The organism is Rhizobium sp. BR 249 (assembly GCF_047445895.1).
Taxonomy (GTDB): Bacteria; Pseudomonadota; Alphaproteobacteria; order Rhizobiales; family Rhizobiaceae; genus Rhizobium.
In genome coordinates this window covers 85,484-99,739 of the sequence record NZ_JARWKX010000013.1, presented here as the reverse complement: position 1 = coordinate 99,739, position 14,256 = coordinate 85,484, and the positions used below count along the sequence as shown (strand labels likewise).

Sequence of the window (14,256 nt, the reverse complement as noted above, 5' to 3'; positions counted from 1 at the left end):
TTGCATGCACTTCTTAGGTGTCCGCCAAAGAGAAGAGAATTTCATTTATAAAATCAATACAATAAAATCTGGCACGACCATTGCATACACTTTTCTGTAACCAATTGAAAACGGCATAATCGCCGTCAGGGGAGCATTCCGATGACCAGACTCCTTTCCATGAACAGACGCCATTTCCTTCAGGCTTCCGCCGCCGCCACTCTCGTCGGCGCGGCACCCGGCCTCCTCTCCTCGCGTGCGTTCGCACAGACGGCTCTCACCGTCGGCTTCATCTATGTCGGCCCCAAGGATGACTATGGCTACAACCAGGCGCATGCCGAGGGGGCCGCTGCCATCAAGGCGATGCCTGGCATCACCGTCGTCGAAGAAGAGAACGTGCCCGAAACGGTCGACGTGCAGAAGACGATGGAATCAATGATCAATCTCGATGGCGCCACCCTGTTGTTCCCGACTTCCTTCGGCTATTTCGATCCGCATATGCTGGCCATGGCCGCCAAATATCCCGATATCCAGTTTCGTCACTGCGGCGGGATGTGGCAGGAGGGCAAGCACCCGGCCAATACCGGCTCCTATTTCGGTTATATTTTCCAGGGGCAATATCTGAACGGCATCGCCGCCGGCCATGCGACGAAGAGCAAGAAGATCGGCTTCGTCGCCGCCAAGCCGATCCCGCAGGTGCTGCAGAATATCAACGCATTCCTCCTTGGCGCACGCGCAATCGACCCGACCATTACCTGCCAGGTGATTTTCACCGGCGAGTGGTCGCTCGCCGTCAAGGAGTCGGAAGCCACCAACGCGCTGGTCGACCAGGGCGCCGACGTCATCACCTGCCATGTCGACAGCCCGAAGGTGGTCGTCGAAACGGCCGCCGGCCGCGGTGCCTTCGTCTGCGGCTACCACGCCAATCAGAGCCCGCTTGCGCCCGAGAAATATCTCACAGGCGCCGAATGGGCCTGGGGCAATGTCTATGGCGACTTCGTCAAGAAGGCGCAGGCCGGCGAGAAGCTCGGCAACTTCGTGCGCGGCGGCCTGAAGGACGGTTTCGTGAAGATGAGCGCGCTCGGCCCCGGCGTTTCCGAGGCGGGCCGCAAGGCATTCGAAGCGACGCATGCCGACATGATGAAGGGCGGCTTCTCGGTCTTCAAGGGGCCGCTGAAGGACAACAAGGGCAACGCTGTCGTCACGGCCGACAAGGCCTATGCGGAAGATGCGATCGAGCTCGAAAGCATGAACTACCTAGTCGAGGGCGTCGTCGGGTCCACGGCGTAAACCGCGAGAGGGAGAAGCGCCATGACCGTTCAGGCCAATGATCCCGCAATATCAGTCGCCTCCGACAACCCGGCCTCGCTGCGTCCGCTGCTCGAATGGACGGCACGCAGGGCCGAACCGGTGGTCATCGGCCTTGCCGCCATCCTGATCGGGATCGGGCTCTTTTCTCTCTTCATCCTGGCGATCGGCAAATCGCCGGTAACGCTCTTCCAGCTTATGTACACCGGCGGCTTCGGTAGCTGGTTTTCGGTGCAGAACAGCTTAAGCCGTGCCGCACCCCTTCTCCTGACGGCACTCTGCGTCGCCCTGCCTGCCCGCCTCGGCCTCGTCATTATTGGCGGGGAAGGAGCGGTCGTGCTGGGCGGCGTTGCCGCCGCCGCCATGGCCATGCCGCTTGTGGGAGCGGCTCCTGTGTTTCCCACTCTCATTCTGATGGCGATCGCCGCCATGGTCGTCGGCGGCATCTGGATCGGCTTTGCCGGCTTCCTGCGCCATTACCGCGGCGTCAACGAGACCATCTCCTCCTTGCTGCTTTCCTATATCGCCATCGCGCTGATGAACCAGTTCGTGGAAGGGCCGCTGCGCGATGCCGCCAGTCTGAACAAGCCATCGACCAAGCCGTTGCCGGCAGACTACATGCTCGGCAACATTCCCGGCATGGATGTGCATTGGGGCCTCGTGATCGGCATCCTCGCCTGCATCCTATCCTGGGTTCTGATCGAGGTGACGAGCTACGGTTTTGCCGCGCGCATCGCTGGCGGCAACGTGCACGCCGCCCAGATCCAGGGCTTGCCGGTCGGCAGGCTGATCGCCGGTTTCACAGCGATCGCCGGTAGTTTCGCAGGTCTTGCCGGCATGATCGAGGTCGCCGCCGTCCAGGGCAGCGCCAATGCCTCGCTCGCCGCCGGTTACGGCTATACCGGCATCCTCGTCGCCTTCCTCGCCCGGCACAATCCGCTGGCGATCATCCCCGTTGCGATCCTGCTCGGCGGCATCGATGCCTCGGGCGGCCTCATCCAGCGCCGCATGGGCCTGCCCGATGCCACCGTGCTGGTGCTGCAGGGCACGCTCTTCATCGTCATCCTCTTCTGCGAGACCTCCTACGGGCGCTTCAAGATCTTCAATCCCGACCTCTGGAAAAGGAGCCTCTGATGGAAGAGACGGGCATCGGCATCTGGGGCGTGCCACTCGCGATCCTGGCGGGCGCCATTCGCGTTTCCACCCCGTTCATCTTCGTCAGCCTCGGCGAGACGATCACCGAGCGCTCCGGCCGCATCAATCTCGGCCTGGAAGGCACGCTCGTCTTCGGCGCGATGACGGCCTACGCCGTCGCCGTCATGACCAACTCGCCCTGGCTCGGCGTGCTCGCCGCGATGGCGACCGGCGCCGCCTTCGGTCTGGTTCACGGCTGGATCTGCAAATGGCCGAAGGTGAACGACATTGCGATCGGCATCGCCATGATGCAGTTCGGCCTGGGCCTCGCCTTCTTCCTCGGCAAATCCTTCATCCAGCCAGTGGCGCCGCATCTGCCGTCCATCCCGCTCGGCCTCTGGTCGAGCCTGCCGCAGATCCAGGCCGCCCTGAACATCAATGTGCTCTTCATCCTGGGCGCCTTGCTTGCCTTCGCCCTCTGGTGGGGCTTCAGGAATACGCGGGTGGGTCTCATCCTGCGCGTCGTCGGCGACAGCACGGATGCCGCCCGCGCGATGGGCATCAACCCGGATCGCGTGCGTCTGCTGGCCACCGCCGCCGGCGGGTCGCTGGCGGCGATCGGCGGCGCATATCTCTCGCTCTATTATCCCGGCTCCTGGAACGAGGGTATTTCCTCAGGCCAGGGCCTGATGGCCGTGGCGCTCGTCATCTTCGCCCGCTGGAACCCGATCGGCTGCTTCCTCGCCGCCCTGCTCTTCGGCGGCGCCGGTGCGCTCGGGCCGGCGCTGCAATCGATCGGCGTGACCCAGGGCTACTATCTCTTCTATGCCGCGCCCTACGTGCTCACCCTCGTCATCATGATCGCGACCTCCTCGCCGACACGTTCGCTTGCCGGTGCGCCGGGCGCGTTGTCGCTGACGAAATGAAGACGGAGCCGCTGATATCCAGCCGCGGCAAGCAAAACATTCAAACTTGCAGGTGAATAGGAGAAGAAGACGATGGACGCCATGGTCGAGACCAAAGGACATTATATCGACGCCGATCCCTATCCCTGGCCTTATAACGGCGCCCTGCGTCCGGACAATACGGCCCTCATCATCATCGACATGCAGACCGATTTCTGTGGCAAGGGCGGCTATGTCGATCATATGGGTTACGACCTGTCGCTGGTTCAGGCGCCGATCGAGCCGATCAAACGCGTGCTGGCCGCCATGCGCGCCAAGGGCTACCACATCATCCATACCCGCGAGGGTCATCGACCCGATCTCGCCGACTTGCCGGCCAATAAACGCTGGCGTTCACAGCGCATCGGCGCAGGCATCGGCGATCCAGGCCCGTGCGGGCGCATCCTCACACGCGGCGAGCCCGGCTGGGACATCATTCCGGAACTCTACCCGATCGAAGGCGAGACGATCATCGACAAGCCCGGCAAGGGTTCTTTCTGCGCCACCGATCTGGAACTGATCCTCAATCAGAAGCGCATCGAGAACATCATTCTGACCGGCATCACCACCGATGTCTGCGTTTCCACCACCATGCGCGAGGCCAACGACCGCGGCTTCGAATGCCTGCTGCTGGAGGACTGCTGCGGCGCGACCGATTACGGCAATCATCTCGCCGCCATTAAGATGGTGAAGATGCAGGGCGGCGTCTTCGGCTCCGTCTCCAATTCCGCAACGCTCGTGAGCCAACTGCCATGAGCACGATCCGCGACACGCCACTTCCGCAGGCCGGCAAGGCCGTCGGCATCGATACGATGGATATGACGATGCGCTTCGGCAGCTTCATCGCGCTTGACCATGTCTCGATCAAGGTGCCAGCCGGCAGCTTCCATGCCCTGCTCGGCGAAAACGGCGCCGGCAAGTCGACGCTCGTCAAATGCATCATGGGTTTCTATCACGCGACGTCGGGCTCGCTCTCCGTCGACGGTCGCGAAGTGGCGATCGCCTCGCCCAGGGACGCTGCGGCCTACGGCCTGGGCATGGTCTATCAACATTTTACGCTGGTTCCTTCGCTGACGGGTGCCGAAAACCTCGTCATCAGCCGGGCGGAAGTCCCCGCCATCATCAACTGGGCGAAGGAGCGGAAGGATCTTGCGGCCTTCATGGAGCGGATGCCCTTCAAGATCCCGCTCGACCGGCCGGTGAGCGAGCTTGCCGCCGGCGAGAAGCAGAAGCTCGAAATCGTCAAGCAGCTCTATCTCGGCCGCTCCTTCCTGGTCCTCGACGAGCCGACCTCGGTGCTGACGCCCGCAGAAGCCGATGAAATGCTCGGCCTCGTGCGCGGGATGACGGAGCGCGGCGAACTGACCGTGCTGATGATTTCCCACAAGTTCCATGAGGTGACGAAATTTGCCGATGCCGTCTCGATCCTGCGGCGCGGCAAGCTCGTCGGCACTGGAAAAGTCGGCGAAGTTTCCACAGCCGAGATGGCGGCGATGATGATTGGGGACGTCAAACTCGCCGAACTTGACACCCGCGTCCCCGTCCCGGAAACCGCAAAGCCGGTCCTCGAAGTGGCGCAGGTCAAAGCGCCGGATCGTTCCGGCCTCAAAACCATCGAGATCGATAATCTCATGGTGCGCGCTGGCGAGATCGTCGGCATCGCCGGAATATCGGGCAATGGCCAGAAGGAACTGACGGAAATCCTTGCCGGCCAGCGACCGACCAATACCGGCCGTGTCGGCGTCAAAGGCGAGTTTTATAGCGCAACACGTCGCGAGACGCGCAAGAACAATGTCCGCTTCATCCCCGAGGAGCCGCTGCAGAATGCCTGCGCTCCGAGGATGAGTGTCAGCGAAAACCTCGCCTTCCGCACTTTCGACCTGAAAACGGGCGGCAAGAACGCGATCTGGCTGAACAAGGGCAAGATGAAGAAGCGCGCCACGGCGCTGATTTCCGACTTCAAGGTGAAGACCGCTTCCTCCTCATCGCCGATCGCGGCACTTTCGGGCGGCAATGTGCAGCGCGCCGTGCTCGCCCGCGAGCTCACCGGCGCGGTGGACCTGCTGATCGTTTCCAACCCCTGCTTCGGTCTCGATTTCTCGGCCGTCGCCGAAATCCGCGCCCGTATCATGAAGGCGCGCAATTCCGGCACCGCGGTCTTGTTGCTTTCCGAGGACCTCGACGAGCTGCTCGAAATGTCCGACCGCATCATGGTCATCTCCGAAGGCAGGCTTGTCTACGAGACACCGGCACGATCTGCCGACATCGGCGTGATCGGCGCCCATATGGCGGGGCATCACTGATGACCGAGATCAAGGCAGAACCCTTCGCCTTTCCGGTGAAGCTTGACCAGCTCGCGCTTATCGTCATCGACATGCAGCGTGATTTCGCCGAGCCCGGCGGTTTTGGCGCCAGCCTCGGCAATGATGTCAGCCGCATCACCAGGATCGTGCCCGATGTAAAACGCCTGATCCAGGGCTTCCGTTATGCCGGGCTGCCGGTCATCCACACGATGGAATGCCACAAGTCCGATCTTTCGGATCTGCCGCCGGCAAAACGTGACCGCGGCAATCCCACGCTCCGGATCGGCGACGAAGGCCCGATGGGGCGGATCCTGATTTCGGGCGAGCCCGGCACCGCGATCTTGCCGGAGCTTGCTCCGGTCAAAGGTGAAGTCGTGATTGAAAAGCCCGGCAAAGGCGCCTTTTACGCAACCGAGCTCGGCGAGGTGCTGCAGCAGAAGGGCATCAAGCAGCTCGTTTTTGCCGGCGTGACGACGGAGGTCTGCGTGCAGACGACAATGCGTGAGGCGAACGACCGCGGCTACGAATGCCTGCTCGCCGTGGAGGCGACGGAAAGCTATTTTCCGGAGTTCAAGGCCGCCGCAATCGCCATGATCCGCGCCCAAGGCGCGATCGTCGGCTGGACAGCCCATGTCGACGACATATTGGAAAGCATCGCCCATGCCTGAAACCACTCGCGAATTGCTCACATCAGGCGGCTGGAGGGATCTGCAATTCGGCCCCTTCCGCGATCAGGTGACGATCCACTGGATCCGGCCCTTCGAGGGCGACCAGCCCGGCGTGGCGCTGCTGAAATACGAAGCCGGCGCCGGCGTTCCCCGCCATCGGCATGAGGGGCTGGAAACCATTCTCGTGCTTGACGGAGTGCAATCGGATGAAGCCGGCGATTACGGCCGCGGCAGCTACATCGTCAACGCACCCGGTACCGAGCACTCGGTCTGGAGCGACACCGGCTGCGTCGTGCTCATCCAATGGGACCGGCCCGTGACAATATTGGAAGAGCGTGGGTAACGCCTGCCCGGCGTCCCAACGGCGTTAACGGCTGGCGACAAGAACCCCTGCCCCGACCATCAGAGCTCCAGCTCCGCGATTGAGGATGCTGATCTTGTTCGGATCGGCCAAAGCCGTTTTTGCCTTATGGCCGAGGAACACATGCCCTCCGACCACGATCACTTCTATCAGCGCAATGATCACCAGCAGTTCCACGGTATCGGAGACCGTGAGCGGCCGAATGCCCAGCACGCCCGACAGAAGCGCCAGATAGAAAATCGGCATCTTGGGATTGGAGATATTGAGAAGGAAGCCCGTGAGGAAAAGGCGGAGCAGGCCGTCACCACGCGGCTGGCGCGGCCGTCTGAGGCAGTACTCGACATCATCCCGGCAGACAGATTCACCTCGGAGTTCGTCAAGGAAGATGGCGAGCGCGTGCTCGATGGCCACGGCAAGCGGGTCGCATGAGGACATGGAGAGACGTCTTCCAATCTGGGGCTAATCGGCCTCGGCGCTACGCAGATTGTCGGCTACGGCACGCTATACTATGCCTTCAGGTATCCTCGCCCCGACATCGCCAAAAACGTCGGGATATCGGAGAAATGGGTTCGGCGCTTTTCGCTGATCGATGTTTGTGATCAGATGCTGCCTATGAAGGTGCCTCCCGTGATAGGATCCTTGAGAAGACGCAGGGTGTCCTTCGATTGCCTGCGTCTTCGTCTCGCTATCAGTTTATCTGAGCAGCGGCTTCGAGGATCACCTTGGCAACCTCGGCCGGCTGAGAAACCTGGGGCGAATGGCTCGTGGAAAGCATCACGACGTGAGCCGAAATATTTTTGGCCATCACCTTTTGCAGATCGGGCTGAAGCATGAAATCATGCTCGGCAACGATGTACCAGGATGGCTTGGTTTTCCAGGCCGGGATTCCGATTTTCTCCTCGAAGTTCTTTCCGCGGGTCGGTTTTTGCGTTGCCGCCATCACGCCGGCCTGTTCTGGCGCAACGTCCTGTGCAAGAAACTTTGCAACACCATTCGGAGTCAGAGTCAGGAAGCCGTCCTTGTCGGCAGCGAGTTCTGAAAAGCCGGGCGGGGTTGGGTAGTCCTTGTTCAAATCAGCGATCGACTGACCTTCGCCAGGAGCATAAGCAGCGACGTAAACGAGGGCGCGAACATGCTCGTTGTTACCAGCTTCGCTAATCACCACGCCGCCGTAGGAGTGACCTACAAGAACCACTGGACCGGTCTGCGCATCAAGGACCCGTTTCGTCGAGGCGATGTCAGCGGCAAGCGATGTCAACGGGTTCTGAACCGAAATTACCTTCAGCCCCTGTGCCTGAAGAAGCGGGATTACTCTGCTCCATGCCGAGCCGTCGGCGAATGCGCCATGGACCAGAACAACGGTCGGAGTTTCTTTGCCGGCCGCGTTGGTTGTCGTCGCGCCCGCGGCCGCGGCGGCGCTGGCGAGTGCGGCAGCAAGGGCCGCGTTCTTTACAAAAGACATCATCTTATTCTCCGGTTGGAAACACAAGCGACGGAACCGTGGTTCTTCAGGACTTGCGTAGACAATTGTTACCCAGCAGCTCTCGCTCACCATTGAGGTCTTGCACGACGACGACTGCCTTTCTTCCGTAAGCCGTGTTCCGACTCCGCCCGAGGCCGTTCGATATGAACGAGTTTCGGCCTTGAGCAGCGTCTCAGGCTTCAGGACGCCGAAGATTTACATTCGAAATTCAGAGGGATAAATAACGACAATGTTGCAACACTAGGAACCAAACGTTTCAAATGGACCGCTTTGCTTGCATGACCGTGTTCGTGAAATCCGTCGAGCAGGGCTCGATTTCGCTTGCTGCAAACGAGTTGAACCTGTCGCCGCAACTGGCGGGGAAACAATTGCGTATGCTGGAAGCCAGCCTTGGCGTCAAACTCCTGAATCGAACAACTCGGAGGCAGAGCCTTACGGACAGCGGTCGCGCCTTCTATGACCGGGCGAAGAACATACTGGAAGAACTTGCGGAGGCCGAGACTCTCCTCGCACAGACGCGGTCGACACCCCGGGGGCGTCTGCGCATCAGCGCGCCGATTACCTTTGGGAGCCACGCATTGGCGCCGGAGCTGCCTGAATATGCGAAAGACCATCCGGAAGTGAGCCTTGATCTCAGCCTCACCAACAGGACGGTAGACTTGGTAGAGGAGGGCTTCGATGTCGCGTTTCGAACGGGCGACCTCGCAGACAGCGCCCTTCAATCCAGGCGCCTTCGACCTCTTCGCCTCGTGTTGTGCGCGGCACCCGACTATCTGCGAACTGCAGGAACGCCAAGCACGCCAGAAGAGTTGCGGGATCACGAATGTCTGTTGTTTTCTCACACGTCCATGCGAAAAGAATGGTCGTTCGACGGACCCCAAGGAACAACGCCGATTGCGATCAAAGGGCGCTTTTCGACCGATAGCGGAGAGGCGCTACGAGCGGCGGCAGTGGCCGGAATGGGGTTAATTCTCCAGCCCGAGGAGTTGGTGCGGGAAGATATCAAAGGCGGCCGGCTGATCCCGCTACTTTCTAATTTCCGTTCGCCAGATCGGCAATTGCATATGCTCTATCCGCCCGATCGTCAGATGACGCCCAGGCTCCGTAGTTTTCTCGATTTTTCTGTCCGGAAATTCGGCAAAGGCTGATCGGGCATAGCACTCTGTCGCCAGCCCAGACGACCTGCAGCAAGAACAGTGCCACAGCAGTTGAAGGGAATCGAACGACAGACCACAAACAGAGCGAGAAAAAAGCAAGAGGGGCGAAGATTTAGCCGTCAGCTGATCAACATGTCGATCTCCACCCCTAACCAGCGTCCATCTGTTAAGAGGCCGACTCGCATGCATTCACTCATAAAGCGAGCCACTGCAGGAGCCGGACTACCGCCCGGCTCCTCAAGGTCTAAGCCGCCAAAACGCCGCTCTTCTTTGCCGTCCATGTGGCGATGTAGTCCATCAGTCCCGGTGAGAGGCAGTCGTAAGGTGCGAGGTCAAGCTCGGTCAGGCGCTCGCGGATTGCCTCCATCTTCGAGGGGTCATAGCCGGCCTCGATGATTGAGGACACGAACGCAGCAAAGCCCGGATCCGCCCATGCGGATGAAATTCAGCGTTTCAGTGACTTCATGAAGCTGCCGATATGGGGAAACAGTTTCTTGAAAGGCGTATCGGAGCGGTGCCTCAAAAGGACTTCCGTGAACAGTTTCAGTCCGATCGTGAATTCGGCCGTCTCGTCCCAGGGCAGCATCTGTTTCTCGCGCATCATCGACAGAACCTTGAAAAGGTCGTCATGATTGGTTGCTTCGAAAACGAGGGCCTTGTCGGCGGCCGAGGGGACATCCCCCTCAAGCCGCTCGACGGTGATCCGGTAGGTATAGGCCAAGTGGAACTCCGCTACAGTTCGACAGCGTAGTAAGTGAAGCCGCCTTCGTCCTTACCAACACCGGAAATGGCGTCATTGATCTTCTCCAGCGACCAAACCATCGGCGACATGACCGACATGTCGATGATCCCTGCTTCGACCATCGCCGCGATCTCCATGCCTTCCGCAGCCGTGAACCATACGGAGCCGATCAATTCCATCTGCTCGTCCATCCACCATTTGACGTCGACGGGTAAAGCCCCCGACGTGCCGCCGATGTTGACGATACGGCCGCCCCGTTTGACGCCGCCCATGGCGTCCAGCATGGAGTCGAGTGGCGCCTTGGCGCCGAGCGTATCGAGCATCAAGTCCGCACCGCTGCCGTTCGTCTGCCCCCTGACGAAGGCTCCTGAGGATCCCTTCACGTTCGAGAAGGTGACGATGCGATCGGGCGCGATCGCTTTCAGCCGTTCGAGCAGCACCTCGCCCCTGGCCACGGCATAAATCTTTGCAACACCCATCGCCAACGCGAACAGCGTCGCGCCCAGGCCCAGCGTTCCGGTGGCGCCGTTGATGATCAGGGTCTTGCCCATCAACGGGCCGCATTTCTTGAGGGCGGCGTAGGACGTACCGAGATAGCCCATGCGGGAACCTTGGACGAACGTCATGTTGTCGGGGATTTTGATGACCTGCGCCTGTGGGGCGAGCATGAATTCGCCGAATCCGCCATAAGGATAGCGGGCGAACATCTCCATGCTTTTGGGATTGTATCCGAAGTATCCTCCCAGGGTCCAATATTCGCAGGCTTGCGGCCTGCCCGAAGAGCAATGATGGCAGGCGCCGCAAAATCGGCCCGGGTTCACGTAGACCCGGTCGCCCGGCTTGATACTGACAACTTGGGGACCGACCTCGTGAACCACACCGCTCGGATCGAGACCGTGAATCGCAGGCCGTGGCGGCAGCGGCATTTGCGGATACCAAGTCTCCCAGTTCGCCAGAACATTCGCGAGGTTCGGAACCATTCCGCAGGCTCTCACGCGGACGATCACGTCGCTCCCGGTGGCCTTCGGACGCTCGACCTCGTCGATGCTCATCGGCTGACCCACGGCGTGGAGCCGCGCGGCACGCATCATATCCATCGGTATTCCTCCCAACTCAAAGATTGCCTCGTATTGACATACCAGTTGGATTGTGAATACCGTTTAGTATCTTAAAAAGCAAGCGAGGAATGCAACTATCCTCGCGGACCCGGCAAAAGACCGGCGTCAAGGAGGAGAAATGGATTTCGTTCTGGTCGACTGGCTCCGCATTCTCTGCGGCGCCTGGTTCATTCCACACCTAATCGGCAAGGGCCTGCACTATGCCAAGGCCGGCGAAACGTTCGAAGCAGCGGGCTTCAAGCCCGGGAAGCTGTTCGTGGTGCTTACCATGGTTGCCGAGACGTGCGCGGCTGTCGGAATGATTTTTTCTTTGTACCCCAGGGTTGCAGCCGTGTGCGGTGCTTTGGTATTGCTTGGGGCCGGGTACGCGGTTGTGAAGATTAACGGTCTGAATTGGCGCTGGCAGAAGATGGGCCCGGAATATCCAATCTTTTGGGCGCTCATTTGTCTGCTAACAGCTCTTGTATGACCGCTGCATTTTGGGGTACGCCTCGGTGTCTGGATACGCACGGGAATTGCGAATGGCACGGCTGACACGTGAGCAAAGTCAGGCTCGAACGAAAGAGAAGCTTTTGGCGTCCGCCTACGAGGTCATGGCGCGATACGGCTATGCTGGGGCTTCGATTGATCGAATCGCCGAGGAAGCGGGCTATTCGAAGGGGGCGTTCTACTCGAACTTTGCCAATAAGGAAGACATCTTCCTCCAGCTCCTTGCCGGCAATGCCGGCGGCGACGTGGTTCAACTGACGGAACTTCTCGGCAAATGCGATGACCCAATGGAGCTCATCGACGCGCTCGCGACCTGGGCAAACAACCGTGGAGATGACCGGCGGTGGGGAATGCTGGCGATCGAGCTGCTGCGCATGGCACAGCATGATCACACACTGGGCGATCGTCACATAGGGCTCTTCCGGAATCAGTGGGAGGGCGTCGGCAAGATCCTTATCGACAAGTTGGACCTCGTTATGCAGCCGCCTGCGAGCCCGTTCTATATCGGCGGTATCGTTCTCGAACTTACCTATGGCGGTATTTCGAGCTTCCTCAAGGAGGGAGCTCCTGGGGACATGGTCCGGGTCGTTTTACGCGATATGTATCGGTCGTCGCGAGCAACCAAGTCTGGCGTCCCGGTTAGGGCTTGACAGAAACCATCTGCCATAAGGCATGACAGATGCGCGGTTTTGCCGCTAGTCGTCGCGCGCTCTCAACACCCCAGCAATCTATCGATCAGCGAAACCGCCACGGAGCACGGAAAGCGCTCGCTCTGCGCCCATAGCGCGCTTGACATCTGAAAACTCAAAGACTAGCTTTCATCCGGAAACCACATAGTATGTGAAAACTATTTGGTATCCAAACTGAAAGTGGCAACCGCTGTTGAGGAGCATGCGGTTACTGAGGGGGGACTATGAGCAAAGTAGGATGACAGTGATCTGTTGGAGCAAGCAACCCGGAAGCTAAGGCACCGGCTGCTTGGGTGCCGATGTCACGCGCTAGCGGGCCGGGCACTGCAGGATACATTTCGCAATTTGGAAAAACGTCGCATGCTTGGATTTGGCAACTCTCCGCAGGAGGCGCTGGCCGCGTCCCTGCTAGTCATGGTGCTCGTCGGCATTTTCGCGTCGGGCCTGATGCGCTGGCGCCGTCTGATGCTTCCTACCGACCTCCTAATGCCTGTTGCACTGCTGGCAGCCTATTGGCTCGTCTACAATAAAGTACCGGCTTTTCCGCCTGTCGGGGCGGTCAACAAGGTGTTCTACGCAATTGTTATCGGAACTGCAGTGGGGTTCGCGGTCGAGATCGCCGCCCAACGCGCGGTTCGCGTTGTTTCCCTTTTTCAGCCGGTGGCGGCCGCATTCTATATTGGCCTGCCCCGCTTGGGGGTGGCGACGTGGGAGGTGGTGGCCGCTGCGATGGCCGGCGTGGCTATCATGTGGTTCATCTTGCGCGAAACGTCGGTCCGCGCGGAGGATGACGTAAGGCGGGGTGGTGTCGTTGCCGTGTTCGCGCTCGGCTTCGCGCCGATCGCCCTTCTGGGTGCATCGTCCTCCTCGTTTCAGCTCTGTCTGATGCTTGCCGCGGGTTGCCTGGGAATTTTCCTGGTGCACATCATCAACCCTGTTTTCCGCTTTGGCGGCGCCTCGTCGACCGGCGCTTTGGGTGGACTGATTTCTGTCGCTTACACCGTGGTGTTGATCACGCGCAAAGCCGATCTCCTCGCCATTGCGATCCTCGGCTTCTGTGTCGTGCTGCCAGTATTCTCGGAGGGTATCTGCCGGATGCTTGGCGTATCTCGGCAGTTTCCGCGCCTTTTCGTCCACGTCGCCCTGGCTGTGCTTCCGGCCGCTTTGGCGGTCGCCGTCGCATTCCTGGACTATGGATCGAGTTTCCCAGTTTAACATGAGGAGGAGAATGAAAATGAAATATAGACTTGCAGCCTTGTTGCTTTCGATGACGTCGCTCGCCGGGGCGGTGTCGCCCGCTTGGGCCGCCAAATTCGACATCGACCCGGTCCATTCGGGAATCGCGTTTTACATCGACCATCTGGGCTTCTCGAAAGTAATCGGCGTCGCGCAGGAATTCTCAGGCGCCTTCGACTTCGACGCCGCGAAGCCCGAGGGAAGCAGCCTTGATGTCAAGGTCAAGGTCGGTTCGATCTCGACGAACAACAAGCAACGCGACGGCGACATCCAGGGCGCTGATTGGTTCAATGCGACGGAATTCCCTGAGATCACCTTCGTTGGAAAGGAGTTCAAGAAGACCTCCGACACTGCGGGACAAATTATTGGCGACCTGACGATTGCGGGCGTCGCGAAGTCCACGGTGCTGGACGTCAAGTTCAATAAGGAAGGTCAGAACCCGTGGGACAAGAGCCATGTTGTCGGCTTCAGCGCGACAACCAAGGTCAAGCGGAGCGATTTCGGCATGAAGGCAGCGCTTGGGATGATCGGTGACGAGGTCGATCTCGTGATCCAGGTGGAAGGCCGCGAGCACCAAGGCTGATCGAACACAACCCCGACCGCAAGGTCGCTTTGCGAGAAAGGTACCGCCGCCCCAGCGCGACG

The 14,256-nt window shown here is 59.9% G+C and carries 16 protein-coding genes and 1 pseudogene; 12 read left to right on the top strand and 5 right to left on the bottom strand.

All coding sequences use genetic code 11. From position 1 onward, the window contains the following. Positions 1–141 precede the first annotated feature (141 nt). The 7 genes from QD408_RS14380 (at position 142) to QD408_RS14350 (ending at position 6,679) form a co-directional block, all read left to right on the top strand. The gene (locus QD408_RS14380) at positions 142–1,269 is read left to right on the top strand and encodes a BMP family ABC transporter substrate-binding protein (protein ID WP_414139770.1); all 1,128 of its coding nucleotides are present in this window, start codon (positions 142–144) and stop codon (positions 1,267–1,269) included. Positions 1,270–1,290: 21 nt separating this feature from the next. Then, on the top strand, positions 1,291–2,421 hold the full coding sequence (locus tag QD408_RS14375) for an ABC transporter permease (protein ID WP_414139769.1): 1,131 nt from the start codon (positions 1,291–1,293) through the stop codon (positions 2,419–2,421). After that, positions 2,421–3,347: an ABC transporter permease gene (locus tag QD408_RS14370; RefSeq protein ID WP_088682442.1), complete on the top strand. Its 927-nt coding sequence runs from the start codon at positions 2,421–2,423 to the stop codon at positions 3,345–3,347. Before QD408_RS14375 ends, QD408_RS14370 begins: the two co-directional genes overlap by 1 nt. Positions 3,348–3,419: 72 nt before the next feature. Beyond that, positions 3,420–4,121 carry a cysteine hydrolase family protein gene (locus tag QD408_RS14365; protein WP_088682443.1) on the top strand — a complete coding sequence of 234 codons (702 nt, stop codon included), beginning with the start codon at positions 3,420–3,422 and terminating at the stop codon, positions 4,119–4,121. Then, complete coding sequence (locus QD408_RS14360; RefSeq protein WP_414139768.1) at positions 4,118–5,668, top strand: ABC transporter ATP-binding protein; 1,551 nt, start codon at positions 4,118–4,120, stop codon at positions 5,666–5,668. The genes QD408_RS14365 and QD408_RS14360 overlap by 4 nt, the downstream gene beginning before the upstream one ends. Continuing rightward, positions 5,668–6,336, top strand: a complete 669-nt coding sequence (locus tag QD408_RS14355; RefSeq protein WP_414139767.1) for a cysteine hydrolase family protein — start codon at positions 5,668–5,670, stop codon at positions 6,334–6,336. The genes QD408_RS14360 and QD408_RS14355 overlap by 1 nt, the downstream gene beginning before the upstream one ends. Beyond that, positions 6,329–6,679 carry a cupin domain-containing protein gene (locus QD408_RS14350; RefSeq protein ID WP_088682446.1) on the top strand — a complete coding sequence of 117 codons (351 nt, stop codon included), beginning with the start codon at positions 6,329–6,331 and terminating at the stop codon, positions 6,677–6,679. The genes QD408_RS14355 and QD408_RS14350 overlap by 8 nt, the downstream gene beginning before the upstream one ends. A gap of 24 nt (positions 6,680–6,703) precedes the next feature. Here QD408_RS14350 and QD408_RS14345 read toward each other — a convergent pair whose 3' ends face one another. Further along, positions 6,704–7,108, bottom strand: a complete 405-nt coding sequence (locus tag QD408_RS14345) for a LysE family translocator (RefSeq protein WP_414139766.1) — start codon at positions 7,106–7,108, stop codon at positions 6,704–6,706. A gap of 277 nt (positions 7,109–7,385) precedes the next feature. Then, complete coding sequence (locus tag QD408_RS14340; protein ID WP_414139765.1) at positions 7,386–8,162, bottom strand: alpha/beta fold hydrolase; 777 nt, start codon at positions 8,160–8,162, stop codon at positions 7,386–7,388. Positions 8,163–8,440: 278 nt separating this feature from the next. On the opposite strand from QD408_RS14340, the gene QD408_RS14335 reads away from it, so the two are divergent. Then, positions 8,441–9,328, top strand: coding sequence for a LysR substrate-binding domain-containing protein (locus tag QD408_RS14335; protein WP_414139764.1), 888 nt, complete (start codon positions 8,441–8,443; stop codon positions 9,326–9,328). Between the two features lie 253 nt (positions 9,329–9,581). Here QD408_RS14335 and QD408_RS14330 read toward each other — a convergent pair. The 3 genes and pseudogenes from QD408_RS14330 to QD408_RS14320 all read right to left on the bottom strand — a co-directional run. Beyond that, positions 9,582–9,776 (bottom strand): annotated as a pseudogene (locus tag QD408_RS14330) (aldehyde-activating protein); the annotation flags it as partial. Between the two features lie 6 nt (positions 9,777–9,782). Next, positions 9,783–10,058 (bottom strand): DUF3861 domain-containing protein, encoded by a 276-nt coding sequence (locus QD408_RS14325; protein WP_414139763.1) that lies wholly within the window; start codon positions 10,056–10,058, stop codon positions 9,783–9,785. 11 nt (positions 10,059–10,069) lie between these two features. Next, positions 10,070–11,176, bottom strand: a complete 1,107-nt coding sequence (locus QD408_RS14320; protein WP_414139762.1) for an alcohol dehydrogenase catalytic domain-containing protein — start codon at positions 11,174–11,176, stop codon at positions 10,070–10,072. Between the two features lie 139 nt (positions 11,177–11,315). On the opposite strand from QD408_RS14320, the gene QD408_RS14315 reads away from it, so the two are divergent. From QD408_RS14315 to QD408_RS14300, 4 genes are all read left to right on the top strand, one after another. Next, complete coding sequence (locus QD408_RS14315) at positions 11,316–11,666, top strand: DoxX family protein (protein ID WP_414139761.1); 351 nt, start codon at positions 11,316–11,318, stop codon at positions 11,664–11,666. Positions 11,667–11,718: 52 nt separating this feature from the next. After that, positions 11,719–12,336, top strand: a complete 618-nt coding sequence (locus tag QD408_RS14310) for a TetR/AcrR family transcriptional regulator (protein ID WP_414139760.1) — start codon at positions 11,719–11,721, stop codon at positions 12,334–12,336. A gap of 384 nt (positions 12,337–12,720) precedes the next feature. After that, positions 12,721–13,590: a hypothetical protein gene (locus QD408_RS14305; protein WP_414139759.1), complete on the top strand. Its 870-nt coding sequence runs from the start codon at positions 12,721–12,723 to the stop codon at positions 13,588–13,590. Between the two features lie 52 nt (positions 13,591–13,642). After that, the gene (locus QD408_RS14300) at positions 13,643–14,194 is read left to right on the top strand and encodes a YceI family protein (protein ID WP_414139758.1); all 552 of its coding nucleotides are present in this window, start codon (positions 13,643–13,645) and stop codon (positions 14,192–14,194) included. Positions 14,195–14,256 lie beyond the last annotated feature (62 nt).

Excerpts from the sequence above, each read along its gene's own strand:
- QD408_RS14380 (WP_414139770.1), top strand. The coding sequence starts at position 142 with ATGACCAGACTCCTTTCCATGAACAGACGCCATTTCCTTCAGGCTTCC.
- QD408_RS14375 (WP_414139769.1), top strand. The coding sequence starts at position 1,291 with ATGACCGTTCAGGCCAATGATCCCGCAATATCAGTCGCCTCCGACAAC.
- QD408_RS14370 (WP_088682442.1), top strand. The coding sequence starts at position 2,421 with ATGGAAGAGACGGGCATCGGCATCTGGGGCGTGCCACTCGCGATCCTG.
- QD408_RS14365 (WP_088682443.1), top strand. The coding sequence starts at position 3,420 with ATGGACGCCATGGTCGAGACCAAAGGACATTATATCGACGCCGATCCC.
- QD408_RS14360 (WP_414139768.1), top strand. The coding sequence starts at position 4,118 with ATGAGCACGATCCGCGACACGCCACTTCCGCAGGCCGGCAAGGCCGTC.
- QD408_RS14355 (WP_414139767.1), top strand. The coding sequence starts at position 5,668 with ATGACCGAGATCAAGGCAGAACCCTTCGCCTTTCCGGTGAAGCTTGAC.
- QD408_RS14350 (WP_088682446.1), top strand. The coding sequence starts at position 6,329 with ATGCCTGAAACCACTCGCGAATTGCTCACATCAGGCGGCTGGAGGGAT.
- QD408_RS14340 (WP_414139765.1), bottom strand. The coding sequence starts at position 8,162 with ATGATGTCTTTTGTAAAGAACGCGGCCCTTGCTGCCGCACTCGCCAGC.
- QD408_RS14335 (WP_414139764.1), top strand. The coding sequence starts at position 8,441 with ATGGACCGCTTTGCTTGCATGACCGTGTTCGTGAAATCCGTCGAGCAG.
- QD408_RS14320 (WP_414139762.1), bottom strand. The coding sequence starts at position 11,176 with ATGGATATGATGCGTGCCGCGCGGCTCCACGCCGTGGGTCAGCCGATG.
- QD408_RS14315 (WP_414139761.1), top strand. The coding sequence starts at position 11,316 with ATGGATTTCGTTCTGGTCGACTGGCTCCGCATTCTCTGCGGCGCCTGG.
- QD408_RS14310 (WP_414139760.1), top strand. The coding sequence starts at position 11,719 with ATGGCACGGCTGACACGTGAGCAAAGTCAGGCTCGAACGAAAGAGAAG.
- QD408_RS14300 (WP_414139758.1), top strand. The coding sequence starts at position 13,643 with ATGACGTCGCTCGCCGGGGCGGTGTCGCCCGCTTGGGCCGCCAAATTC.